Here is a 23208-nt window from a genome sequence, read left to right as displayed (position 1 = left end):
ATCAGAATGTTTGTTGTCTCGGGCAGTGGGGAGGTGCAAAGAGGGAGAGATTTTTGCAAGGCGGAGCGGCGTCATGACAGCACCTTTGGCGGGCTATACGATTTTGGATCTGACCCATGTTCTGGCAGGCCCCTATTGCACCATGACCTTTGCCGATCTCGGCGCTGAGGTGATCAAGGTGGAGCAACCGGGGCTGGGGGATGACACGCGAGCTTTTCCGCCCTTTAAGGATGGCAAATCGGCTTATTTTGCCACGATCAATCACGGCAAGAAATCCATCGCGCTGGATTTGAAAGACGCCGATGATCGGGTGATTTTCGAACGGCTTGTGGCGCGGGCTGATGTTTTGGTCGAGAATTACCGCCCCGGCGTGATGGAGCGGTTGGGCTATGGTTGGGAGGCGCTGCATGCGGCCTATCCCCGGCTGGTTTACGGCGCAGTGAGCGGCTTTGGCCATACCGGCCCGGATGCCAAGCGGCCCGCCTATGACATGGTGGTGCAGGCGCGCGGCGGCGTGATGTCGATCACCGGTGAAGCGGGGCGCGATCCGGTGCGGGTTGGGGCCTCGATCGGGGATATTGTTGCAGGGATGTTCCTGGCGCAGGGGATCCTGGCGGCGCTGCTGGATCGGGACCGCTTGGGCAAGGGGCGCAAGGTGGATGTGGCCATGCTGGACAGCCAGTTGGCCCTGCTGGAACATGCGGTGGCGATCACCTCGGTCAGCGGGCAGCCCCCCGCCCCGTCCGGCGCGCGCCACCCGTCGATCACCCCGTTTGAGACCTTTCACGCCAGCGACGGCTTGTTCGTCATTGCCGCTGGCAATGACCGGCTGTTTGAAAAGCTGTGTATTGCGCTGAGCCTGCCTTTGTCCGATGATCCGCGCTTTGCAACCAATCCGGCGCGTTGTGAAAATGCCCGTCTGTTGAAACGGCTGATCGAGGCGGTAACCCTGGGGGACACGCGTGCCCATTGGATTGCCAAACTGACCGCGGCGGGCATTCCCACCGGGCCTATTCAGAATGTGGCTGAAGTGCTGAAGGACCCGCAAATCAAGGCGCGTAATATGGTGGTGGATGTGCTCGACAAGAATGGGCGGGCCGCCTATTTCGCGGCGGGCAATCCGATCAAGATGACCGACAACCCTGATCCGCCAACCCGCGCCCCTGCCCCGGATTTGGACGCCAATCGCGGTGAGATCCTGCGCTGGCTGGATGAGGGGTAGCCCCGCTTTTGCCCCATACCGACCTCAAAATGCTGCCCAGATCGAGAAGATCTGGGACGGCGACTGCCAAAAGTAGCATCTAAAATACATAAATTGACGCCTTCCGACACTTGAAGGTCGCCCATTGGCTTTTACTTTGGCGCAAAAGCGTTATTTTGCCAGGAAGCCAAGCCAGATTGCCGACGCAGAAGGATCCCTATGAGCACCGAGCAAACCCAAGACCCTCTTGTGATTTTCACCCCATCCGGCAAGCGCGGGCGGTTCCCGGTTGGAACGCCGGTTCTGACCGCCGCGCGGCAATTGGGCGTCGATCTGGATTCGGTCTGCGGCGGACGTGGCATCTGTTCGAAATGTCAGATCACGCCGAGCTATGGCGATTTCCCCAAACATGGGGTCACGGTCGAAGACGGCGCCTTGTCAGAATGGAACAAGGTCGAGCAGCGCTATGATGACAAGCGCGGGCTCAAGGAAGGGCGGCGGCTGGGTTGCCAGGCCACGGTGCAGGGCGATATCGTGATCGACGTGCCGCCGGAAAGCCAGGTTCATAAGCAGGTGGTGCGCAAGGCGGCCAGTGCGCGGGTCATCGAAATGGATCCGGCCACGCGGCTTTATTATGTCGAGGTGCAGGAACCGGACATGCATGAGCCGACCGGCGATCTGGAACGGCTGAAAATCGCGCTCAAAGAGCAGTGGGATCTGGATCAGGTCACCCTGCCGCAATCCCTGCTGCCGCGCCTGCAGACGGTGCTGCGCAAGGGCGGCTGGACCATCACCGTGGCGCTGCACAAATCCCATGAAGGCGGCGAGCAGCAGATTATCGAGATGTGGCCCGGCCTGACCGAAGAGCGCATCTATGGCCTTGCCATCGACCTTGGCTCGACCACCATCGCGGCGCATCTCTGTGATCTGCGCAATGGCCAGGTCAAGGCGAGCTCGGGGGTGATGAACCCGCAGATCCGCTTTGGCGAAGACCTGATGAGCCGGGTGTCCTATTCGATGATGAATCCGGGCGGCGATAAGGAGATGACCAGCGCGGTGCGCACGGCCATCAATGGGTTGACCGAGGCGATTGCGACCGAGGCGGGCATTCGCCCCTTCCAGATTTTGGAGACGGTGTTTGTCTGCAACCCGGTCATGCATCACCTGCTGCTGGGCATTGATCCGGTTGAGCTGGGTCAGGCGCCTTTTGCCCTGGCCACCTCGCAATCCCTGTCGCTGAGCGCGCGGGATCTTGAGCTCAATGTGATGAATGAAAACGCCCAGATTTATATTCTGCCCTGTATCGCGGGCCATGTTGGCGCGGATGCCGCGGCGGTGGCGCTGAGCGAAGAGCCGAACAAATCCGACGATCTGGCACTGATCGTCGATGTGGGCACCAATGCGGAAATCCTGCTGGGGGATAAAAGCGGCGTTCTGGCCTGTTCCTCGCCCACCGGCCCCGCCTTTGAGGGGGCGCAGATCAGCTCGGGCCAGCGCGCAGCCCCCGGTGCGATTGAGGCGATCCGCATTGACCCAGTGACCAAGGAACCGCGCTTTCGGGTGATTGGCTGTGAAAAATGGTCAGATGAAGACGGGTTTTGGGACCTTACGGCACAGACCGGCATCACCGGCATCTGTGGATCGGGCATTATCGAGGCAGTGGCCGAAATGCGCATCGCTGGGCTGGTTGATCCCAAGGGGCTGATTGGGTCAGCCGAGCAAACCGGTACGCCGCGATGCGAGGCCGAGGGGCGCACCAATTCTTATCTCATCCATGACGGCACCGAGGATGGCGGGCCGCGCATCACCGTGACTCAACAGGATATTCGCGAAATTCAGCTGGCGAAATCCGCGCTTTATGCGGGCGCGCGGCTGCTGATGGACAAGCGCGAAGTCGACAAGGTGGATCGTATCCTGCTGGCCGGGGCCTTTGGCGCGCATATCTCGGCCCTGCACGCCATGGTGCTTGGCATGATCCCTGATGTGCCCATCGACAAGGTTGGGTCCGCAGGCAACGCCGCCGGGACAGGCGCGCGGATTGCCCTGTGCAATATCGGCGCGCGCCGCGAGGTCGAAACCTTGGTGCGCCAGATCACCAAGATCGAAACCGCCATCGAAGAAAAGTTCCAGGAACACTTTGTCAACGCCAATGCGATCCCGCATGCCACCGATCCGTTCCCAGAACTGTTGACCCAAGTCACCCTCCCCGAGGTGGATTTCAACACGGGCGGTGATGGTGGCGAAGGCGGCGGGCGTCGTCGCAGACGGCGGCGGGGCTAGCTCGTCCCACCTGACAGCGGGCCTCGCGATGGTGAGGCCCGCCCTAAGGCGGGATGAACAGATTTTGCGCGGATCAGCCTTGACCCCTGCCCGCAAATCCCATAGCAGTCAACTCCTGCGAGCGCGGGTATGGTGAAAAGGTATCACGGCAGCTTCCCAAGCTTTAGTTACGGGTTCGATTCCCGTTACCCGCTCCAGAATTCCCACGGACTTATACCATTTAGTTTCAAAGCCTTAAACGGCATTCCTGTTGTGGATTTCGCACCAATCGAAAGAAGCTACATGAAAAAAAAGGGAACGTCTGGGGCGCTTTTGGAGCACGACCCCCGGACTATCCCTCAGACCTTAACCCTTAGACCAAGCGCATTTTCTGCAGCTTAGAACTTAGAGATCGAGTGATTGATGAAACGAGGACCTCAGGCCACATGTCGAACTGATAACAAAGGATGCCACACGGCACCCTTTGCTCCTAAGGCCGCAAAGGCTTAGGTCGTTGCTAACGGGGCGTGACCGCGCACTATGGTGAGTTTGAGCTTTAGCCCAAGCCCCCATCCTGTGAAGGCACCGGCGACGCGAAATAGAAACCCAGCCTTGTCTCGAAATGGGTACTTGCCTTTTTGGTCATGACAAACAAGAGTATTCCAAGTAATCATATAGTATGCTCCTTATATAAGGGTGCTGGAGACGCTGCCGCTTGAGTTCCAAATCTGACGGCGGCGTCTCACCCTTCATTCAGCATAGCATTGGAAGAGCACCTGACATTCTGAAGATGTGGGTCGCAACTGCAACGATTTTTTTCGCAGCTTCTCCATGTATTTTGTGTTGTCGTCTATTTCATCCACTAGGGGATGTATTGCGCCGCCGATTCACCCACAACCAGTCCCCCTGAGCCCCCCACTGCAAAGGCAAGTAAACCAAGGATATTTACCGCAGCCATGGGTCGAAAAGGCCAATTCCTCCACAGATTTCCCCCAAGATTCAAAGCACGTCAAAAAGCCACACTGAAGTGTTCACACAAACCGTGTTAGAGTGCCGAGATCCTGTTAATCTCCCGAAATCATTTACGTTTTCAAAGAGTTTTGACGCCACATAGCGGTAAACGACACACAAGTGATTCGCCCAAAAAGCTGACAAGATGTCCCACTTCGGGAATTGACCTCAGAAACCACGTTGGATTCTCGGGGCTCTTGGGCTGCCCGCATGTCCAATCTCGGCCACATTATTTTGTCTTGTTCAGTTTCAATTTGAAGCCAAAGCTCATCCTTCGGCTTTCTCTTCCAGCTCCAACCATTCCAGCTCGGCATTGGCCAGGGCCTCTTGCCGTTCGACCAAAGCTTCGGTGGCTTTCTGAAACTTCACCGGCTCTTTGTGGAAAAGGTCCGGGTCAGCCATGAACTCCTCAAGCTTGGCAATCTCGGCCTCAAGCCGCTCGATTTCGCCCGGCAATGCCTCGAGCCGGTGCTTTTCGGTAAAGGAGAGTGTGGGCGCTTTGGTCGGTTTCGCAGCGGGTTTGGCCACGTCTTTCTTGGGCTTGGATTTGACGGTCTGCGCCTGCGGATCATCTGCGCCGCGCTGTCGGCGATAATCGCTCCAGCCACCGGCATAGGCCACGGCGCGGCCCCTGCCCTCCATGGCGATGGTGGTGGTGGCGACGCGGTCGAGAAAATCGCGGTCGTGGCTGATCAGCAGCACGGTGCCGTCGTAATCGTCGAGCAGCTCTTGCAGCAGGTCCAGCGTTTCAACGTCGAGATCGTTGGTCGGTTCGTCCAGCACCAGAATATTGCTTTCGCGTGCCATGATCTTGGCCAGCAAAAGCCGCGCCTTTTCGCCACCCGAAAGCGAGCGCACCGGGGCGCGCACCTGGCGTTCGTCGAACAGAAATTCCTTGAGATAGCCGACCACATGTTTGGGCTGTCCGCGCACCATGACCTGATCGGCCTTGCCCGAAACACCGATTTCCTTATCCCCGGCCAGCGAATCCCAGAGCGAGACATCGCCATCAAGCTGCGCACGGGTCTGATCAAAGATTGCAGGCACAAGATTGGTGCCCAGCTTGACCGAGCCTTCATCCGGGGTGATCTCGCCCATCAGGATCTTGATCAGGGTGGTTTTGCCAACACCATTGGGGCCAACAAAGGCCACGCGGTCGCCGCGCTGCACCAAAAGATCAAAGTTGCGAATGATCGGTTTGTCGCCAAAGGCATGCGTCAAACCCTTGGCATCAATAACTTTCTTACCGGATTTTGGACCCGATGCCAGATCCATTGCCGCCTGCCCCTGACGCTTGATCTGGCTGGCGCGTTCCTTGCGCAGGTCTTGCAGCGCGCGCACCCGGCCCTGGTTGCGTTTGCGCCGCGCGCTGATGCCTTCGACGGCCCAACGGGCTTCGGCCTTGATCTTGCGATCCAGCTTGTGGCGCTGCATGTCCTCGTCATCCCAGGCCTTGTCGCGCCAGGCTTCAAAGGCGGCAAAGCCCTTTTCCTGGCGGCGCACCTGTCCGCGATCAATCCACAGGGTGGCGCGGGTCAGTTCCGTCAGGAAACGGCGGTCGTGAGAGATGAGGACAAAGGCGCGGCGGGTGGATTTGAGCTCTTCCTCAAGCCAGCCAATCGCCTCGATATCCATGTGGTTGGTCGGTTCGTCCAACAGCATCAGATCGGGTTCTTCGGCCATCAGCTTGGCCAAAGCTGCGCGGCGACGTTCGCCGCCCGAGGCGGTCTCGACCAAGCGGTTGGGATCGAATTTGAGACCTTCGCCGGCGCGCTCGACCTTATACATCTCACCGGGCGAAAGATTGGCGGCGGCGAACTCGCCCAATGTGGCAAAGCCGGACAGGTCCGGGTCCTGCTCCATATAGCCAACCGAAATACCCGAGGGGCTGACCTTGTCACCGCGATCCGGCTCCACCAGCCCGGCCATCACCTTCATCAAGGTGGATTTGCCCGAGCCATTGCGCCCCACAAGCGCGACCCGGTCACCCGGTTGCACATTGAGCGAGAGATCGTCGAAGACCGGTTCCCCGCCAAAGGTCAGAGAAACGCCAGAGAGTTGCAAAAGAGGAGATACAGCCATGCCAGAGCGCTAGGGCTTGTGACCGATAAGGTCAAGGCGGGCGCGCCCAAATTCCGTGCACGGAATTTGCAAATTCCATCAATGGAATTTGGTGGCGCTACCCGGCAACCGCGCGCAAGAGCCGCTTGCGGGCCGGTGGGATCGCGGCGATCTCGACCCCGGTGAACACATGCAGCGTGTTCATCTGGCCATCGACGACCGCATGATCGCTCACCCAGCCGCCCATCATCAGATAGGTGCGCAGCAAGGGGGGCATGCGCCCCATGGCCAATTTCGCATCCGGTTTGCGCCGCAAACGTTCAGCAAAGCGAAACACTTTCGGGGCTTTCACCCGTGGCAGCCAGCGACGCGGTGCCAGGTGGCGGGCTTTGAGCATGGCAAATGCGTCAGTGTACTGCTCCGCATCGGTCCCGGCAAAGGAGGCGCAGCCAAAGAGCATCTCCACCCCTTGCGCATCCACATAGGCGGTCATGGCCCCCCAGGCGACGCGCAGAATGTCCGGGTCTGTCCAATCGGGATGGATACAAAAGCGCCCCATTTCCACCATCGGGCCCTGAAAATCATGCAAGGCGGACAGCTCGTAATATTGCGCGGAATAGCTGCGCTCGATCTCGCGCCCATTGGGCAGCGGCAAGAATCGGAAACAGCAGACAAGGTCGCCAGACTTGCTCTCTTCGATCATCACGTGATCGCAAAGCGGGTCAAAATGGTCCGAATCGAGACCGCCCGGCCGTTGAAACGCCTGCCCGCGCAAGCGCTGCACACGCTCCAGATCAGCCGCATGTTCTGCCAGCCGCGCCGCATACCGCCCTTTGGCCAATTCGATCATGGCTTGCCCTGCCTCATCTTTGCTCCCCGTTAGGATACAAGGGTGACATGGACATGACAGAGCGGCCCCTCAACTGGCACTATGGTCAGCAGTGTCGGTCATTAATTGCCAAACAGCTGATCCGCACTCAGGCCACCCAAGTTGCCAAACAGTTTGCGGATAAAGCCGATATCGCCATCGCCGGTCTGTGTCACGCGTCGGGTCAGCGGCACGACTTTACCATCCTCAAGCCCATAGGTGACCAGATTATTGACCACGCCCGCCTCGTCAAAGGTGATGGCCAGCACTTCGCGACCCACCACTTCGGGGCGTTTCCAGGCAAAGTGGCGCACCTCTGATTCGACATAATAATAGCCGCTTTCGCGCAGCACACCGGCCGAAGATGGGACCCCGATCACATCCTCAACTGAGGCCCGGGTATCCACACCGGGAACGATCTGCTGAAGGTCCTCTTCGGGCGGAATATAACCGTGCGAGCGGTATTGAGCCGTACACGCCCCCAGCGCCACGAGAAGTGCCCCCGTCATCGCCAGATTTGCAATTCGAAAAGTGCCGCGCATACCCCACCCCTTGCTTTGGCCCATTTTGCCTCCTATTCGGCTTACATAAGGAATGCCCGTCATTCAAGCACAGGAAAACCCGACCATATGCCGCCAAAGCACCCAACCGCCGCAAAAATCCCCGTTTCGAAATTGAACAAGACCAGCGATACGCCGATCTTGCTTGAGCCCAATGCCGAGAAACGCAGCGCAATTGCTGAGGAACTTGGCGCGCTGGGGCTGAAAAAGCTGCGCTTTGACGGCGAAATTCTGCCCGAAGGGAAAAAAGGTTGGAAATTGCAGGCGTCTTTGGGCGCGACGGTGGTGCAGGCCTGTATTGTCACGCTCGAACCAGTGACCACACGCATTGATACCAAGGTCACACGATCTTTTGTTCCCGAACATCTGATCGATTTGCCTGAAGCCGGGTCGGAAACAGAGATTCCCGATGAGGATGAGATCGACGTGCTGGGCGAAGAGATCGATGTCGAAGCGGTCATGATCGAAGCGCTGTCGCTTGCCCTGCCCACCTATCCACGCAAAGACGGGGCCGAGATGGAAACCGGGCAGTTTTCCGCCGAGGGCGTCACCCCAATGCGCGACGAAGACACACGCCCCTTTGCCGGGCTCGCAAGCTTGCGTGAAAAAATGCAAAAAGATGGCGATGAGAGCTAAGAATCATCTTGCTCTTTTAAGCTTTCTGCGTATTTTCGCGCCTTCATGAGAACACGATGCTTGTCACCGCTGCTATCTTGCCGTAGAGGCCGGGGACAAACGGGATAAATCAGGGCTGGCCGTAACCGCCCTCAGACGCAAAGAAGGTTGAGACATGGCTGTCCAGCAGAACAAAGTATCCAAATCGCGCCGCAACAACCGCCGTGCGCATGACGCATTGGTTGCAGCGAACCCCAACGAATGCCCAAACTGCGGTGAGCTGAAGCGCCCTCACCACGTGTGCCCTTCCTGTGGCCACTATGCAGACCGCGAAGTCGTCGCAATGGCTGACGAAATCGATCTGGACGAAGACGCAGCATAAACTGACCTGATCGGGCCGGCTTCGTATGACCTCTCTGAAGGATCATAGCGCGACGACGCAAGACGAGACCGGCTCGGAACGGATAGTGATTTCGGTTGACGCCATGGGCGGCGACCGTGGACCGGCGGCAGTTGTCGCCGGTATTGCGCATTCTGCGAAAAAGAATCCGACGCTGGATTTCATCCTGCACGGGCCTGAGGACGAGCTGAAGAAGCTGGTCAAGAAACGCCGATCCCTGGATGGGCGCTGCCAGATTCGCGATGCCGAAGGCGTCGTTAAAATGACCGACAAACCCAGTCAGGTCATGCGCAATGGCAAGGGGACCTCTATGTGGTCCGCCCTCGAATCCGTCAAACAAAAAGAAGCCACCGTCGCCGTAAGCTGCGGCAATACCGGCGCGCTGATGGCGCTGTCGATGATCCGGTTGCGCAAACTGCCCGGCATCAACCGCCCTGCCATCGCGATCCTTTGGCCATCCAGCAACCCACAAGGGTTCAACGTCATGTTGGATGTGGGCGCGGATATCCGTGCCGATGCGCAGGATCTGCTGCAATACGCGCTGATGGGCACCTCTTATGCGCGCAACGGGCTGGACCTCGAAGTGCCGCGCGTCGGGTTGCTGAATGTCGGCACCGAAGAGAACAAAGGCTTTCCCGAGCTGAAAGAGGCCTATAACCTCATCGCGGCCAATGCGGATCGCGCCCAGTTCGAATTTGTCGGCTATGTCGAAGGCGGCGATATTCCGGGCAAGCGCTGCGATGTGATCGTGACCGACGGGTTCACCGGCAATATCGCTCTCAAGACCGGCGAAGGCACCGCCAAGCTGATCGGCGATCAGCTGCGCAAGACCTTTACCCATTCCTTTCTGTCCCGTTTGGCAGCGATGTTCGTTGTCTCGCCCATGCGGCGTTTTCAGAAACGGATCGACCCGCGCCGCGTCAATGGCGGCGTGTTTCTGGGGTTGAACGGAACAGTGGTGAAATCACACGGCTCCGCAGACGCAACCGGCGTCTCGGCCGCGGTCAAGCTGGCCTTTGAGCTGGCCCAGGCCGGATTTGGCGAAAGGCTGGCGGCACGGGTTGCGTCTGCTGCCGAGCTCGCCCAAAATGACGCAGCGGCGGACGGTCGCGACGCACAGGACAAGAGCAAGACATGACAATTCGAGCCACCGTGATCGGGGTTGGGCATTACCTGCCGGACCGCATTGTAGAAAATGCGGAATTTGAGAAAACCCTGGACACGTCGGACGAATGGATCAGATCACGCTCGGGCATTGAGCGCCGTCATTTTGCCGCCGAAGGTCAAACCACATCCGATTTGGGCACCCGCGCCGCCCAGGCTGCGCTGGCAGATGCCGGGATCGCGGCGGATGATATTGACGCGATTGTGCTGGCGACCTCGACTGCTGACCTGACCTTCCCGTCTGCGGCCACCATGATCCAGACCAATTTGGGCATGACGCGCGGTTTTGCTTTTGACGTGCAGGCGGTTTGTGCCGGCTTTGCCTATGCGTTGGCAAATGCCAATGCGCTGATCGTTTCCGGTCAGGCAAACCGCGTGTTGGTCATTGGGGCCGAGACATTCTCGCGTCTGATGGATTGGACCGACCGCGCCACCTGTGTGCTGTTCGGCGATGGCGCTGGCGCGCTGGTGCTTGAGGCCCAGACCGGCACCGGCACCAATGAGGATCGCGGTATTCTGGCCACCGACCTGAATTCGGATGGCCGCTACAAAGACATTCTTTACGTGGATGGCGGCGTCAGCACCCATTCCACCGGCCATCTTCGTATGCAAGGCAAAGAGGTGTTCCGCCATGCGGTGGAAAAGCTGGCTTCGACCGCCAATGCCTCTATGGCCAAGATCGGCATGACCGCGGATGAGATCGACTGGATCGTGCCGCATCAGGCCAATATCCGCATCATCAACGGCACCGCGAAAAAGCTTGGCCTGCCCTTGGACAAGGTGGTGGTCACGGTTCAGGACCATGGCAACACCTCTGCGGCCTCGATTCCCCTCGCCCTGTCGGTTGGCAAAGAGCGCGGCCAAATCAAACCCGGTGACATGGTTGTGACCGAGGCAATTGGCGGCGGATTGGCCTGGGGCTCGGTGATTTTGCGCTGGTAACGGGCGCAATCGGCTTTACATCTTTGATAAAGCACCGCTTTCAACCTATTGATATTGACTTGGCTTTTGTCTCTGGCCTAGTCTCCTTTCAAAACCGGGAGGGATGACAATGGGTGAAAAGACTTTGACACGGATGGATCTGAGCGAAGCGGTTTTTCGTGAGGTCGGATTGTCGCGCAATGAAAGCGCGGAACTGGTCGAAGCCGTGCTGCAACACATGTCCGATTCCCTGGTCGAAGGTGAACAGGTCAAGATCTCTTCCTTTGGGACATTTTCGGTTCGCGACAAAGCTGCCCGCGTTGGTCGCAACCCCAAGACCGGCGAAGAAGTTCCGATCCAGCCACGTCGGGTTCTGACCTTCCGCCCCTCGCATTTGATGAAAGACCGCGTGGCAGCTGGCAATAAGAGCTGAGGCCTAAATCATGGCAAAATCCCGGGACGCGTTCCGCACCATTTCCGAGGTTGCGGAATGGTTGGAAACGCCAGCGCATGTGCTGCGTTTCTGGGAAAGCAAATTCACCCAGATCAAACCTGTCAAACGGGCTGGCGGTCGGCGCTACTACCGCCCGGCTGACATGGAATTATTGGGTGGAATCAAGAAGTTGCTGCACGAAGATGGCATGACCATCAAAGGCGTGCAAAAGGTACTGCGCGAAAGTGGTGTGCGCCATGTGGCCGCGCTGAACACCCATAATGTCGATGAGGACGCAACAGGCGATACCATCGAAGACGCCCCATTCATCGAGGCCGAAGTGCCGGATTCGGTTGTGTCCTTTCCCGGCAAAACCGAGGCTGAGCCGCCCGCAGATACGCCGGACATGTTCGCCGAACCGGACGCCGAGGACGGCTCTGACGAGGCGGTCATTGAAATCATTGATGAGGCCGAAGAGATCGGTGCCGCTGAGGAGGTTTCAGAGGATGAGGCGTCAGATGTTGTGGTCTCAGAATCTGAAGATGTCCAGCTTGACGCGAGCGAGCCAGAGCTAGAGACAGCCACCGAGGCGCTGGATATCGTCGAGGAAGCAGCACCAGAGCCCGAGATTGATGTGGCAGATGAGACCACTGAGGAGGTGGAACCTGTCGAAGAGGCAGAGCCGGTCGCAGAAGACAGCGATTCTGTTGACGATGAGGTTTTGACCGAGGAAGAACCGGCACCCGAGCCAGAAGAGAGCCTAGCCGATGATGCGGGTGATGGTTTTGAACCTGCGACCCCTGTAGAGGAAGCCCCCGAACCAGATGAGGCCCTGCAATCAGAGGATGCCCCAGAGGAAGCAGAGCTGGCCGAAGAGGTAACCGCTGAGCCGGTTGCAGAGGAACCGGTAGACGAGGTCGTGGCCGAACCGGACAACGAGCCAGAGATCGAAGTCGAGGATGAGGCAACGGAGACTGCGTCCGAGGGAAGCGTTGTCCTTGCCGAAGAGGCCGAGCCCGAAGAGCCTTCGGATAAGCCAGCCTTGATCGTGCCTCCGCGCCCTGCCCTGCTGGGTCTGATTGCCCGCATCGACCGCTTGACGCCGGATCAGGCCGCCGCCTTATCCGCCCATTGTGAGACCCTGCGCGACATCGCCGCCCGGGCGCAAAAATCCTGATCAAAGACGGCGAATATTTTCTTATCAGGGGTTGCTCCTGCCGGTAAATCCAGTATGACACTCCGACAAGTCGGGCTATGGCGCAGCCTGGTAGCGCGTCCGTCTGGGGGACGGAAGGTCGCAGGTTCGAGTCCTGCTAGCCCGACCAAAAAATCACGACTTGTCCGACGAAGCGAAGCCCTTAATAAATTGGGCGGATCGCTTTTCGCAATTGCGGGTAGGTTGAGTCGTCTGAGCTTAATTGGATCAAAAAGACCGCCAATTCGAATAGGGTCTCGCGAAATATTCTGTCAAAACACAATAAGTTAATCATCAAGGTATATCTAGGACATAGGTACCGCCTTGATTGATCAGCAAAATCTTGTAACGTTGACAGACACAGTGATGGACCAAACAAAGTGAAGGCAGCACGCGGTGCTGACATAATGAATGCCCCATCTCTATATAGCTGACGACAATTTGGACTTTTCTGAATATTTGGAAACCGTCGCCACCCGCGAAGGTTGGACTGTCAGCTTGTGTGCCAATGGGGCGGAATTGGTGGCCAGTTTGAAATCCGGAACTGATCCTGCGTTCGCTCTGGTTGATATCAACATGCCCGAAATGAATGGCATCGAAGTCATCGACGAAATCACCGAGCTCAACCGCCCTTTGCGTGTCCGCTTTATCACCGGCGGCAGCGACAGCACCTTGCTGGCCGCGAAAATGATCGCCTCGGCCCGATCCCTTTCTGTTGGGCGCAGCGTGTTCAAGCCGGTGTCCAAGGACAATTTTGTCAAACTTCTGGTTGAAGAAGCTGAAGAGTTGTCAAAACTCGCCGATGCCTCTTCTTAGGGTCAGGACCCATTAATTCACAATGCTCAGCATGGAAAAATACGTGTTATCAGAGGTTTGATTTTCGCAGGCAAGGCTGGTTGCCTTGGCAAGAAAATCGAGCCGCTGAGAGCATGTATTTCTCCATGCCCTTCGGGTTCGCCGGATTTTGCCCCAGCCTGTGTTATATGCCCTTGAAATAGAGCCACTATTCCTACGGGCATATGCCTGGTCTGGAACAAAATCTGGCGAACTGAGCGTTGTGAATTAATGGGTCCTGACCCTAAGGTCTGAAGGCCGCTGTCGCGTCTTTTAGGCGCGGAACTGAAAGTCACATGGCGATTCAAAACACGTAAGTTAGCGGAACGGCAGAAAAACGCCCAAGAGTTGTACGTTTTGGAAACAGTGTGTGCGCGCGCTTTTCATTGACGTTAACGCCTTGTTTCCTATGATTTGGCATTAGAAAATAACGGATAATCCGTGTTTTTTGGGGCTGAACTAGATGATTACCGGGGGCGAGCGCGTCGCTGATCGGTTGTGTATGCCCCGGCTCAAATCTGCGAGGCTGACCATGGCATCATCTACTCCCCCCGAAGGCAACAGCCCTTTGATGGCCACCCATATGTCAGCGCAATATGACCGCCTGCTGCAAAGCCCGCGTGGCGGCACCTATTCCTTTACGCTTGAGGCGGATGAGCAGGCCCGCGTTCTGGTTAACGGCATGGTGTTGATGGACAGTATCGGCGCGGATCAAGAGGTGCAGACCAAACAGCTGAATCTCGCCCCGGGCAATCACCACATACAATTGCGCTATCGCGACCATGAAGGGGCAGCAAACCTGCGTCTCAGCGTCGGCGAAAGCCAAGCCAACAGCAATTTGCTGGAAATCGCGCAATACGGCAGCAAGGCCACCGTGATTTAACGCGCCGCGAGCGCTTTGGCATCTGTTCCTTTCCCCCGCCCCTTGCTATGCAGATCGGCAAGACCAAAGGGAGAGGCGTGATGACCGGTGTTCTGGCCAGCCAACAGATTGAAAACCTGATTGCCGAGGGCGCGCTATCTGCGTCCCATCCCTTTGTTGACGGGCAAATCCAACCGGCCAGTCTGGACCTGCGTCTAGGTCAGACCGCCTATCGCGTGCGGGCTTCGTTTCTGGCCGGGCATGAGCGCAAGGTCGCGGATCGGCTGGCTGAATTCGAGATGCATCAGATCGATCTGACCGATGGCGCGGTTCTGGAAAAGGGCTGCGTTTATGTGGTGCCGCTGATGGAGGTTCTGGACCTCTCTAGCGACGTACAGGCCATCGCCAATGCCAAGAGCTCGACCGGGCGGTTGGATCTTTTGACCCGTGTCATCACCGATGGCGGTGTCGAGTTTGACCGCATCCCATCCGGCTATTCCGGCCCGCTCTTTGCCGAAATCTGCCCCCGTTCCTTTTCGGTTCTGGTGCGCCCCGGGATGCGTCTGAACCAGATCCGTTTTCGCCGGGGCCAATCGGTGCTGAGCGATGCTGAGCTGACAGAGCTGCATGCCAGCGACATGCTGGTGGCAGGTGGCCCCGCCGTGATCAGCGAAGGCTTGGGCTTTTCCGTCGATCTGGAACCCGGGCAAGGCGATCTTGTCGGCTACCGCGCCAAACCGCATACCGGAGTCATCGATCTGGACCGGATCGGGCAATATGACCCGGCGGATTTCTGGGATGAGCTGCGCACCGACAGCCGCCAATTGGTGCTGGATCCCGGCGCATTCTACATTCTGGTGAGCCGCGAGGCGGTGCATATCCCTCCCGGCTATGCCGCCGAAATGGCCCCTTATCTGGCGATGGTTGGTGAGTTCCGCGTGCATTATGCCGGGTTCTTTGACCCGGGCTTTGGCCATGCGCCGGCGGGTGGTGCCGGGGCGCGCGGCGTGCTCGAAGTGCGCTGTCACGAAGCGCCCTTTGTGCTGGAACATGGCCAGACCGTGGGCCGCCTGGTCTATGAGCGCATGTCAGAAATCCCGCAGACCCTGTATGGGGCGGGCATTGCCTCGAACTATCAGGGGCAAGGGTTGAAACTATCCAAACATTTCAAGAGCTAAACAGGCGCTCTTCACGCACCACCATTGGCTTGTTGCTGCTCTTTGCGGGCGCGGCGTGCACGGCGCTTTTCGCGGATGGCCTGACGTTCGCGACGGGCTTGGCGTACCTCTTCGCGGGTTGGACCGCCTGAATCTTCGGACACCGCACTTTGCGTGACAACAGGTTCCTGGACGTGCGCATCCTGCTTGGGCTGGCGCATTTTTTCGACCTGTTTAAAACTGGCATCCACGCCGGTTTTGACCGCTTTGCGTACAAACATACGCAGGATCATGTTCAATATCTGGTTGGCATTCATACTCGGCCCGCCTCCATTCTGTGTCAGAATGCGTTGCTTTGTTTTTGTTATGCAACGGGACCTTTATACCATATTTAGCGCGAGTTTGTAGGGTTTTCTGCGCAAAACCGGGCGGATCAATCCTCGAACAGCTCGCTTTGCCCTTCATCGGTCTCTTCTGCCGCGTCCAGATCCCCCTCACCAGGTTGTGGAAGGCCCGAGGGCAGCGGGCGGCTTTCGAGCAGGCCAGCGGCGCGCAGCTCGGCCAGACCGGGCAGATCGCGCGCGCTTTCAAGGCCGAAATGATCGAGGAATTCCTGCGTCACCACAAAGGTCACCGGACGGCCCGGTGTCATGCGGCGACGACCAAAGCGGATCCAATCCATTTCCAGCAATTGGTCAATGGTCCCGCGCGAGACGCCCACACCGCGGATTTCTTCGATTTCGGCGCGGGTTACCGGTTGGTGATATGAGATAATCGCCAGGGTTTCGATCGCGGCGCGGGACAGCTTGCGCGTCTCGACAGTCTCGCGCTGCATGAGAAAGCCCAGATCAGCGGCCGTGCGGATCGCCCAGGCATCCCCCACCTTGACCACATGCACGCCCCTGCCCTCATAGCGTTTGCGCAGATAGACCAGCGCCTCGCCCGCGTCACAACCATGAGGCATGCGGTCGTTCAGCTCTTTGACCGTGACCGGGTCGGCGCTGGCGAACAGAATGGCCTCGACCATGCGTTCCTGTTCGCCCATTGGTGGGGCTTCGAACAGGCTGTCTGTGTTTTCGTCCAAGGGGGTGTCACTCACGCGGGGTCTCCCTTCGGCGCAATTGAATGGGGGCAAAGGTGTCGCTCTGCTGGATCTCGGCCTTGCCCTCCTTGACCAGTTCCAGCGAGGCGGCAAAAGTCGCCGCCGTGGCCGAGCGCCATTTCACCGGGTCATCATCCCAACCATCTGGAAGATATGACATAATATCGGTCCATTGGCCCGAGAAACCGATCATGCCACGCATCCGGTCCAGCGCCATTTCCATGGTAAAGACCTTTTCACGATCCATGACAAAGGGCCGAAATTCATCCTTGGTTCGGATGCGCGCATAGCCCTGCATCAGGTCGATCAGCGTGGCGGTATATTTGACCTTGCGCACGCGCTCATATTCTTCGGGCAGACCACGGACAAAGAAATCGCGGCCCTTTTGGTCACGCGCCATAAGCTTGGCAGCGCAATCGCGCATAGCTTGCAAGCGTTCGAGTTGAAAGGCCAGATGCGCGGCAAGATCTTCGCCCGAAGGCCCCTCTTCGGTTGGGTCTGGCGGCAGCAACAGGCGGGACTTGAGGAAGGCCAGCCAGGCCGCCATGACCAGGTAATCCGCCGCTAGTTCCAGGCGCAGCGCCTTGGCCTTTTCGACAAAGGCCAGGTATTGGCGTGAGAGATCAAGGATCGAGATCTTGCGAAGGTCGACCTTTTGCGTGCGCGCCATAGAGAGCAGCAAATCCAAGGGCCCCTCAAACCCGTCCACATCAATAACAAACGCCTCGGCGGCGAGGCGTTCATTGACGTTCAACGGCAGTTCAGGGTTTTCAGTTTCGCTCATGGGCGCTCAGCTTTGCGGCAGGAATGCCTCAAAATCCGCGCGAAGCTGGTCGATGTCAACATCTTGCGGTGTTTGCCGTGTGGCAAGCGCCCGTTCCGCGCGGGTTTGAGCGGCTTCGGTCATGCCGCCAACCGCGTCAAAGATCGACTGCATCTCTGCCAGTTTGCCATTGCAATGCAGAACGGCGTCACACCCCGCCTTGATCGCTGCGCTGCCCCGTTCGGCGACCGTGCCCGACAAAGCCTCCATCGAGATGTCATCGGTCATCAGAAAACCGTTGAACCCAATATCCTGCCGGATCAGGTTGATCATTTTCTTAGATATTGTCGCAGGTTGCGGGTCGATCTTGTCAAAAACCAGATGCGCGGTCATGCCCAAAGGCAGATCGGAAAAGGGTTTGAAGGCGGCAAAATCAACGGCATCAAGTTCCGCGCGATCCAAAGAGATGCGCGGCAGATCGAGATGGGAGTCGAGTTGTGCCAATCCATGGCCGGGAATGTGCTTCATAACTGGCAGGACACCGGCGTCTTGATGGCCCTTCACCACTGCATGTCCAACGTCAATAACACGCTGCAAGTCACTGCTATAGCAGCGATTTCTTAGGATTTGATGCGTGTTTGGCCGGGCCACATCCAGCATGGGCGCGCAATTGCCGTCAATGCCAAGAGCCTGCAATTCGAGACCGGTAATCTGATAGCGCAGGCGCATGGCCTCGGCGGCGTTTTCGCCAAAGCGGGCCACATCATCCAGAGGCGGCAGCCATTCGGTTGCCAGAGGCGCGCGCAGGCGTTGCACGCGACCGCCCTCTTGATCGATAAAGATCGGGGCGGCCCAGCCAACACTGTCGCGCAATTCTGCCGTCAGGGCGCGGATCTGGTCGGCGCTGTTGATATTGCGTGCAAACAGGATGAATCCAAAGGGAGAAACCTTTGCAAAGAAACGCTTTTCCTCATTTGTCAGGCGCAGGCCGTCACAGCCGAAAATCGCCGCAGCGAAGCGGTTCATTTTGTCACGACCGGGATGCAATCGACGTTTTGGGCCATGAAGGCGGCGCAGAAACGGCGGGCATCCGAGAGGTCAGCAAAGCCATGCACACGCAGACGGTAAAATTCGCGCCCGCCACGATTGGCCTTTTCGATCACGCGGTCTTTACCGGCGAGGAAATCACCAAAACGCGTGTCCAGACGCCCCCATTCCTTGCGGGCTGACTCCGGGTTGTTGAAGATTCCGACCTGGACCAGACGGGTCCCAGCCGGCAATGCAGAGGAGGACAGCTCGCGGGTGGCATTGGTGGCGCTGGTGGCCGCAGGCGCGGCATCTGTAGTGACCGGCGCATTCCCCAGCGCAGCCGTTCGCAAGCCAGCCGGGCGCAGCACAGGGCGCAGGGACCGTTCCAGCCCAGGAGGCAGGGGTTTGCGTGCGGCGGCAAGCTCTTGTTCGATCGTCGACACGAGCGGTTCCGCCGTTGTGGTCACAACCGGGTTGTTTTGACCGGCAGGCAAATCGGTGAGAGGCGCGGCCCCTGCAGAGAGCTGATTGGCCAGCGCCTGGATCGGGTCAAGTTCTGCCGCGGCTTGGGTCAGCTCGGCATTGGGTTCGATCTCCATGATCTCAGCCTCGCGCGTCAAAGACGCTTCCATCGGCATGGGCGCAGGCTGCGCGGCCAAGGCACCGGCGGCAACATCTTCTGACGCCAAACCAGCAGGCACGGGGGCGAGGACCAGACGATCGGCAGGTGCTTCTGCCGCGCCTTCGCCAGCGACTTTGTTCACCGCAAGGCCCTGATGATCGGCCAAAGTGCCGCCGGGATTTTCCGGAGCAACGCGCATCGGGCCTGACATGGCTTGCACAATCGGCACGCCACTGACGTCGCGCGCCATGACTTTGTAGCCCCAAACCCCGACGCCCACGATCAGCGCAAGCGAGGCCGCCGCGCCCATCCATGTCGCCAAATTCGCAACTTTACCAGAAGCAGGGGCTGCATATTGCGCCCCATCATAGGTGTAATCCGCCATTCGTGCCTCGTTTCCCCATGGCGATACGTGCCGCCGCGGTGGTCTGCTATATCTTTGTTTTGCGTGGCCTTTTCGGGCCAAAGCGCTGCCTGTTTGCGCCCCGGCCCGCTGCCATAAAGGATGCGTCTTTAGCGCATTTCAGTGGCCGGAGTTACGCCAAGGATACCAAGACCGGCAGAAATAACAACTGCAACGGCCCGCGCGAGCGCAATTTTGGACTGTGTTGCAACTGGGTCATCCTGAAGGAAACGCAGTTCAACCTCTTTGTTGCCCTTGTAGTAATGGCCATGCAGGTCCGACGCGAGCTCTTGTAAGTAGGTTGCGATGCGGTGCGGCTCGTGTGCTTTGGCAGCGGTTTCCAGGAAACGCGGCCATTCCGCCAGCTTTGCCACCAGCGCCTGTTCGGCGGGCAACATGGCAGAGAGATCGGCATTCGCGAGCGTCGCGTCATCCGTGGAAACTCCCTGTTCCGCCGCTTTGGCCAAAACCGAACAGATGCGGGCATGGGCGTATTGCACATAGAAAACCGGGTTTTCGCTGGATTGCTCAACCACCTTGTCAAAGTCAAAATCCAAAGCCGCATCAGATTTACGCGTCAGCATGTGGAAGCGTGCCACATCCGCGCCGACCATATCCACAAGATCGCGCAGGGTGATAAAGGTCCCTGCCCGCTTGGACATTTTGAACGGCTCGCCATTCTTGAACAGTTTGACCAGTTGGATCAGCTTGATATCCAACGGGGTTTTGCCATCAGACAGGGCCGAGACAGCAGCCTTCATCCGTTTGACATAACCGCCATGATCCGCGCCAAAGATGTCGATCAGCTGGTCATAACCACGCTCGACCTTATCATAGTGATAGGCGATATCGGGGGCAAAATAAGTCCAGGCTCCGTCCGATTTCTGGATCGGACGGTCGACATCGTCGCCATGTTCGGTGGATTTGAACAGGGTCTGTTCGCGCGGTTCCCAATCCTCGGGCTTTTTGCCCTTGGGCGGTTCCAGCACGCCGCGATAGATCAGACCTTTGGCGCGCAAGCTATCAATGGCCGCCTCGATTTTGCCGGTGCCATAAAGCGATTTCTCGGAAAAGAAGTGATCCATCTCGACGCCAAGCGCGGCGAGGTCCGAGCGGATCAGATCCATCATGGCATCGGTGGCAAATTCGCGGATCTCTTGCAGCCAGACATCTTCACCCTTGTCGAGATAGGCATCACCGACCTTATCCTTGAGCGCTTGGCCCACCGGGACAAGATAGTCACCAGGATAAGTTCCATCAGCGAATTCAACCTCTTGGCCATGGGCCTCGAGGTAACGCAGATAGACCGAGCGCGCGAGGACATCGACCTGCGCGCCACCATCATTGATGTAATACTCGCGTGTGACCTCGTAACCGGCAAAGTCCAGCAAGGAGGCCATGGCGTCACCGACAATCGCACCGCGAGCATGGCCCACATGCATCGGGCCGGTCGGGTTGGCCGAGACATATTCAACATTGACGCGCTGCCCCTGCCCCATGGTCGAGCGGCCATAATCGGTGCCTGCCTTGAGGATCGCGGCGGGCAATTGTTGCCAAACGACCGGCGCAAGACGCAGGTTGAGGAAACCGGGGCCGGCGACTTCGGCGCTGGTGATGCGATCGTCAGCGGCGAGCTTTGCGGCCAAGGCCTCGGCAATGTCACGCGGCTTTTGCTTGGCGGGTTTGGCCAGCACCATGGCGGCATTGGTCGCCATGTCACCATGGGCGGCGTCGCGCGGCGGCTCAACCGTCACCGGGGCAAGGTTCAGGTCCGCTGGCAAAGCACCTTCGGCTTGCAGCGAGTTGATCGAGGCGAGCACCAGCTCGCGAATGTCAGAAAACAGGTTCATGTATCGGCTCCGAAACTTGAGGCTGCTCTACCATGCTGGGCGGCAGCGTCAAATGGTCTGCGGGTTTTGTCTTGGGTTTAACTTGGGGCTTCGGCGCTTTGTCGTCGCGGCGCAAAGGACAAGACCTGCGCCCCGGCGGCATCGCGCAAGCTGTCCTCGGGCCCAAGCAGGCGCAACCCGCCGCCTTTGCCCAGCACGGCCACAGGCACCGCCTCGGGATGTTCGGCGCGCCAGGCCTCGGCGTTGAATGCGTCGCTCAGCGTGGTGGCGCGGAAATCCCAGCCCTCGGACATGCGGGCGTTAAGCTCAAAAAACGTCTCATCCGCGCCGATGGGTTTGCCACCCAACGTCACCGGCAAGGCGTGGCGCGAGCTGGTTTCGCGCACGCGGCGCAGTTGAAACACATTGGCCCGGCCAAATTCCGGCGCGAGATCGGTGGCGACCAGCGTGTTATAGGCGTCATTATCGGTGGCGCAGATCAGGGTATCATAGGCCACAATGTCCAGCCGGTCCTCGGCGGCCTCAGAGAGGATATCGCCGTAATAGACCGGCACGCCCGCCTCGCGTGCGTTGCGCAGATGGGCGTGGTTGGGATCGGCCAACAGCACCTGAAGGCCTAGTTTTTCAAGCCCCTGCGCCAGCGCGACCGAGAATTTTGATCCGCCCAGGATCAAAACGCCCGGCGTTGTGCCGGCGGTCAGGCCAAGCGCGCGAGCCACGGGCGTCAGGGTAAAGCCGTGCAAGACCACCGTGGCCAGAACCAGCGCAAAAGCCAGCGGTGCGATGCGCGCGCCATCCTCGATGCCGAGCTCGGCCAGACGTTCGCCAAACAGGCCCGCAACCGCGACCAGAACCACGCCGCGCGGGCCGGTCATCGCCACCAGCAGGCGTTCGCGCCAGGGCACGTTGGTAAAGGCGAGCGCCGCCAGCACCGGCAAGGGCCGCGCGATAAAGATCACCGCCAGAACAAAGAGCAAGGCGCGCCAATCCAACGCTGCCAAAGTCTCGCGGCTCATATTGGCGGAGAGCAGGATGAAAACGCCCGAAACCAGCAGCACCGTGGCATGTTCCTTGAACCGGCGCAGCTCGACATAGCTGGGCAGGTCGGAATTGGCGATCCAGAGACCCATTATGGTGACCGCCAGCAGCCCGCTTTCATGCAGCATGAAATCTGACAATGCAAAAACGCCAATCAATGCAACGAACAAGACCGGGATCTTCATGTATTCCGGCACCCATCCTTGGCGAAAGCTTTTGGCAATGCCCCAGCCCCCGGCAACACCAAGGATCGTCGCCAACCCGATGCCAATCGCCAGTTGCTGCACCGCATGACCGGCGCTGGTGGCAGCGTTCAGGACGACGATGACCTCAAAGGCCAGCACAGCAGCCAAAGCGCCAACAGGGTCGTTGACGATGGCCTCCCATTGCAAAAGCGCGGCGGGGCGTTTTTGCAAGCGGGCCTGTCGCAGCAAAGGCGCGATGACCGTGGGGCCGGTTACAATCATGATGCCGCCAAACACCGCGGAAGACGCCCAGCCCAAGCCAGCAACAAAGTGTAAAACCGAGGCCGAGGCCAGCCAGCCCAGAGGCGCGCCGACGATCACCAAGCGGCGCACCCCTTTGGCCGCGTCCGAAAGGCTGTGCAGGTTCAACACCATGCCGCCCTCGAACAGGATGATTGCCACGGCGATGGCCACCATGGGTTTGAGCAAATCTCCGAACTGTGCGGATGGGTTCAAAACGCCCAGGCCCGGCCCGGCCAAAAGGCCCGCCGCCAGCATCAGGACAATTGCAGGCAGGCGCATGCGCCAGGCCAACCATTGGCTGCCCACACCCAGGGCCCCGACCAACGCCATTGCCACAACCGGATCCAATCCGGTGCCCGAAGAAACCGCCAT

The 23208-nt window shown here is 58.8% G+C and carries 21 protein-coding genes and 2 tRNA genes; 13 read left to right on the top strand and 10 right to left on the bottom strand.

Annotation, left to right across the window (positions count from 1 at the left end):
* Positions 1 to 73: 73 nt before the first annotated feature.
* From CLV87_RS11030 to CLV87_RS11020, 3 genes are all read left to right on the top strand, one after another.
* The gene (locus tag CLV87_RS11030; RefSeq protein WP_099245266.1) at positions 74 to 1222 is read left to right on the top strand and encodes a CaiB/BaiF CoA transferase family protein; all 1149 of its coding nucleotides are present in this window, start codon (positions 74 to 76) and stop codon (positions 1220 to 1222) included.
* 198 nt (positions 1223 to 1420) lie between these two features.
* Positions 1421 to 3481: an ASKHA domain-containing protein gene (locus CLV87_RS11025; protein ID WP_099245264.1), complete on the top strand. Its 2061-nt coding sequence runs from the start codon at positions 1421 to 1423 to the stop codon at positions 3479 to 3481.
* 123 nt (positions 3482 to 3604) lie between these two features.
* Positions 3605 to 3678: transfer RNA gene (locus CLV87_RS11020), tRNA-Gly, on the top strand.
* Between the two features lie 1060 nt (positions 3679 to 4738).
* Here CLV87_RS11020 and CLV87_RS11015 read toward each other — a convergent pair.
* The 3 genes from CLV87_RS11015 to CLV87_RS11005 all read right to left on the bottom strand — a co-directional run bounded on the left by CLV87_RS11015 (position 4739) and on the right by CLV87_RS11005 (position 7942).
* Positions 4739 to 6553: an ABC-F family ATP-binding cassette domain-containing protein gene (locus CLV87_RS11015; RefSeq protein WP_099245262.1), complete on the bottom strand. Its 1815-nt coding sequence runs from the start codon at positions 6551 to 6553 to the stop codon at positions 4739 to 4741.
* A 97-nt stretch (positions 6554 to 6650) separates the two neighbouring features.
* Entirely contained in the window at positions 6651 to 7382 is a 732-nt protein-coding gene (locus CLV87_RS11010) for a GNAT family N-acetyltransferase (RefSeq protein WP_099245260.1), read from the bottom strand.
* A gap of 101 nt (positions 7383 to 7483) precedes the next feature.
* A complete protein-coding gene (locus CLV87_RS11005) occupies positions 7484 to 7942 on the bottom strand; it encodes an outer membrane protein assembly factor BamE (protein ID WP_166652736.1) in 459 nt (152 codons plus the stop codon).
* 87 nt (positions 7943 to 8029) lie between these two features.
* Here CLV87_RS11005 and CLV87_RS11000 point away from each other — a divergent pair, with 87 nt between their 5' ends.
* From CLV87_RS11000 to CLV87_RS10955, 10 genes are all read left to right on the top strand, one after another.
* Positions 8030 to 8596, top strand: coding sequence for a YceD family protein (locus CLV87_RS11000; protein WP_099245258.1), 567 nt, complete (start codon positions 8030 to 8032; stop codon positions 8594 to 8596).
* A gap of 154 nt (positions 8597 to 8750) precedes the next feature.
* Positions 8751 to 8957 carry a 50S ribosomal protein L32 gene (rpmF, locus tag CLV87_RS10995; RefSeq protein ID WP_099245256.1) on the top strand — a complete coding sequence of 69 codons (207 nt, stop codon included), beginning with the start codon at positions 8751 to 8753 and terminating at the stop codon, positions 8955 to 8957.
* A 25-nt stretch (positions 8958 to 8982) separates the two neighbouring features.
* Positions 8983 to 10113: a phosphate acyltransferase PlsX gene (gene plsX, locus CLV87_RS10990; protein WP_099245254.1), complete on the top strand. Its 1131-nt coding sequence runs from the start codon at positions 8983 to 8985 to the stop codon at positions 10111 to 10113.
* Entirely contained in the window at positions 10110 to 11081 is a 972-nt protein-coding gene (locus tag CLV87_RS10985) for a beta-ketoacyl-ACP synthase III (protein ID WP_099245252.1), read from the top strand. Before plsX ends, CLV87_RS10985 begins: the two co-directional genes overlap by 4 nt.
* 109 nt (positions 11082 to 11190) lie before the next feature.
* The gene (gene ihfA, locus CLV87_RS10980) at positions 11191 to 11493 is read left to right on the top strand and encodes an integration host factor subunit alpha (RefSeq protein WP_099247684.1); all 303 of its coding nucleotides are present in this window, start codon (positions 11191 to 11193) and stop codon (positions 11491 to 11493) included.
* 10 nt (positions 11494 to 11503) lie between these two features.
* Positions 11504 to 12670, top strand: coding sequence for a MerR family transcriptional regulator (locus tag CLV87_RS24145; RefSeq protein WP_235871906.1), 1167 nt, complete (start codon positions 11504 to 11506; stop codon positions 12668 to 12670).
* Between the two features lie 71 nt (positions 12671 to 12741).
* Positions 12742 to 12818 (top strand) — tRNA-Pro (locus tag CLV87_RS10970).
* A 281-nt stretch (positions 12819 to 13099) separates the two neighbouring features.
* Positions 13100 to 13504 (top strand): response regulator, encoded by a 405-nt coding sequence (locus tag CLV87_RS10965; protein WP_099245250.1) that lies wholly within the window; start codon positions 13100 to 13102, stop codon positions 13502 to 13504.
* 550 nt (positions 13505 to 14054) lie between these two features.
* Positions 14055 to 14405, top strand: coding sequence for a PA14 domain-containing protein (locus tag CLV87_RS10960; RefSeq protein ID WP_166652735.1), 351 nt, complete (start codon positions 14055 to 14057; stop codon positions 14403 to 14405).
* 80 nt (positions 14406 to 14485) lie between these two features.
* Positions 14486 to 15562 (top strand): 2'-deoxycytidine 5'-triphosphate deaminase, encoded by a 1077-nt coding sequence (locus tag CLV87_RS10955; protein ID WP_099247682.1) that lies wholly within the window; start codon positions 14486 to 14488, stop codon positions 15560 to 15562.
* 11 nt (positions 15563 to 15573) lie between these two features.
* On the opposite strand, the gene CLV87_RS10950 is transcribed toward CLV87_RS10955, so the two are convergent.
* From CLV87_RS10950 to CLV87_RS10920, 7 genes are all read right to left on the bottom strand, one after another.
* Positions 15574 to 15834 (bottom strand): hypothetical protein, encoded by a 261-nt coding sequence (locus CLV87_RS10950; protein ID WP_133840756.1) that lies wholly within the window; start codon positions 15832 to 15834, stop codon positions 15574 to 15576.
* A gap of 140 nt (positions 15835 to 15974) precedes the next feature.
* Complete coding sequence (scpB, locus tag CLV87_RS10945) at positions 15975 to 16586, bottom strand: SMC-Scp complex subunit ScpB (RefSeq protein WP_099247680.1); 612 nt, start codon at positions 16584 to 16586, stop codon at positions 15975 to 15977.
* Between the two features lie 46 nt (positions 16587 to 16632).
* Entirely contained in the window at positions 16633 to 17427 is a 795-nt protein-coding gene (locus CLV87_RS10940) for a segregation and condensation protein A (protein WP_099245244.1), read from the bottom strand.
* 6 nt (positions 17428 to 17433) lie between these two features.
* Positions 17434 to 18432, bottom strand: coding sequence for a beta-N-acetylhexosaminidase (nagZ, locus tag CLV87_RS10935; RefSeq protein WP_099245242.1), 999 nt, complete (start codon positions 18430 to 18432; stop codon positions 17434 to 17436).
* Positions 18429 to 19442: an SPOR domain-containing protein gene (locus CLV87_RS10930; RefSeq protein ID WP_099245240.1), complete on the bottom strand. Its 1014-nt coding sequence runs from the start codon at positions 19440 to 19442 to the stop codon at positions 18429 to 18431. Before CLV87_RS10930 ends, nagZ begins: the two co-directional genes overlap by 4 nt.
* Positions 19443 to 19570: 128 nt before the next feature.
* Complete coding sequence (gene argS / locus CLV87_RS10925) at positions 19571 to 21310, bottom strand: arginine--tRNA ligase (protein ID WP_099245238.1); 1740 nt, start codon at positions 21308 to 21310, stop codon at positions 19571 to 19573.
* 77 nt (positions 21311 to 21387) lie between these two features.
* Positions 21388 to 23208 (bottom strand): cation:proton antiporter, encoded by a 1821-nt coding sequence (locus CLV87_RS10920; protein ID WP_099245236.1) that lies wholly within the window; start codon positions 23206 to 23208, stop codon positions 21388 to 21390.

This window comes from Pelagimonas phthalicica (assembly GCF_004364805.1).
GTDB lineage: Bacteria > Pseudomonadota > Alphaproteobacteria > Rhodobacterales > Rhodobacteraceae > Pelagimonas > Pelagimonas phthalicica.
Note: the sequence above shows the minus strand (reverse complement) of the source record. Positions and strands in the feature narration are given on the sequence as shown.

Bases quoted from the DNA above. Each gene is read 5' to 3' on its own strand.
- CLV87_RS11030 (WP_099245266.1), top strand. From the start codon at position 74: ATGACAGCACCTTTGGCGGGCTATACGATTTTGGATCTGACCCATGTT.
- CLV87_RS11025 (WP_099245264.1), top strand. From the start codon at position 1,421: ATGAGCACCGAGCAAACCCAAGACCCTCTTGTGATTTTCACCCCATCC.
- CLV87_RS11015 (WP_099245262.1), bottom strand. From the start codon at position 6,553: ATGGCTGTATCTCCTCTTTTGCAACTCTCTGGCGTTTCTCTGACCTTT.
- CLV87_RS11010 (WP_099245260.1), bottom strand. From the start codon at position 7,382: ATGATCGAATTGGCCAAAGGGCGGTATGCGGCGCGGCTGGCAGAACAT.
- CLV87_RS11005 (WP_166652736.1), bottom strand. From the start codon at position 7,942: ATGCGCGGCACTTTTCGAATTGCAAATCTGGCGATGACGGGGGCACTT.
- CLV87_RS11000 (WP_099245258.1), top strand. From the start codon at position 8,030: ATGCCGCCAAAGCACCCAACCGCCGCAAAAATCCCCGTTTCGAAATTG.
- rpmF (WP_099245256.1), top strand. From the start codon at position 8,751: ATGGCTGTCCAGCAGAACAAAGTATCCAAATCGCGCCGCAACAACCGC.
- plsX (WP_099245254.1), top strand. From the start codon at position 8,983: ATGACCTCTCTGAAGGATCATAGCGCGACGACGCAAGACGAGACCGGC.
- CLV87_RS10985 (WP_099245252.1), top strand. From the start codon at position 10,110: ATGACAATTCGAGCCACCGTGATCGGGGTTGGGCATTACCTGCCGGAC.
- ihfA (WP_099247684.1), top strand. From the start codon at position 11,191: ATGGGTGAAAAGACTTTGACACGGATGGATCTGAGCGAAGCGGTTTTT.
- CLV87_RS24145 (WP_235871906.1), top strand. From the start codon at position 11,504: ATGGCAAAATCCCGGGACGCGTTCCGCACCATTTCCGAGGTTGCGGAA.
- CLV87_RS10965 (WP_099245250.1), top strand. From the start codon at position 13,100: ATGCCCCATCTCTATATAGCTGACGACAATTTGGACTTTTCTGAATAT.
- CLV87_RS10960 (WP_166652735.1), top strand. From the start codon at position 14,055: ATGGCATCATCTACTCCCCCCGAAGGCAACAGCCCTTTGATGGCCACC.
- CLV87_RS10955 (WP_099247682.1), top strand. From the start codon at position 14,486: ATGACCGGTGTTCTGGCCAGCCAACAGATTGAAAACCTGATTGCCGAG.
- CLV87_RS10950 (WP_133840756.1), bottom strand. From the start codon at position 15,834: ATGATCCTGCGTATGTTTGTACGCAAAGCGGTCAAAACCGGCGTGGAT.
- scpB (WP_099247680.1), bottom strand. From the start codon at position 16,586: ATGGGCGAACAGGAACGCATGGTCGAGGCCATTCTGTTCGCCAGCGCC.
- CLV87_RS10940 (WP_099245244.1), bottom strand. From the start codon at position 17,427: ATGAGCGAAACTGAAAACCCTGAACTGCCGTTGAACGTCAATGAACGC.
- nagZ (WP_099245242.1), bottom strand. From the start codon at position 18,432: ATGAACCGCTTCGCTGCGGCGATTTTCGGCTGTGACGGCCTGCGCCTG.
- CLV87_RS10930 (WP_099245240.1), bottom strand. From the start codon at position 19,442: ATGGCGGATTACACCTATGATGGGGCGCAATATGCAGCCCCTGCTTCT.
- argS (WP_099245238.1), bottom strand. From the start codon at position 21,310: ATGAACCTGTTTTCTGACATTCGCGAGCTGGTGCTCGCCTCGATCAAC.
- CLV87_RS10920 (WP_099245236.1), bottom strand. From the start codon at position 23,208: ATGGCGGTTTCTTCGGGCACCGGATTGGATCCGGTTGTGGCAATGGCG.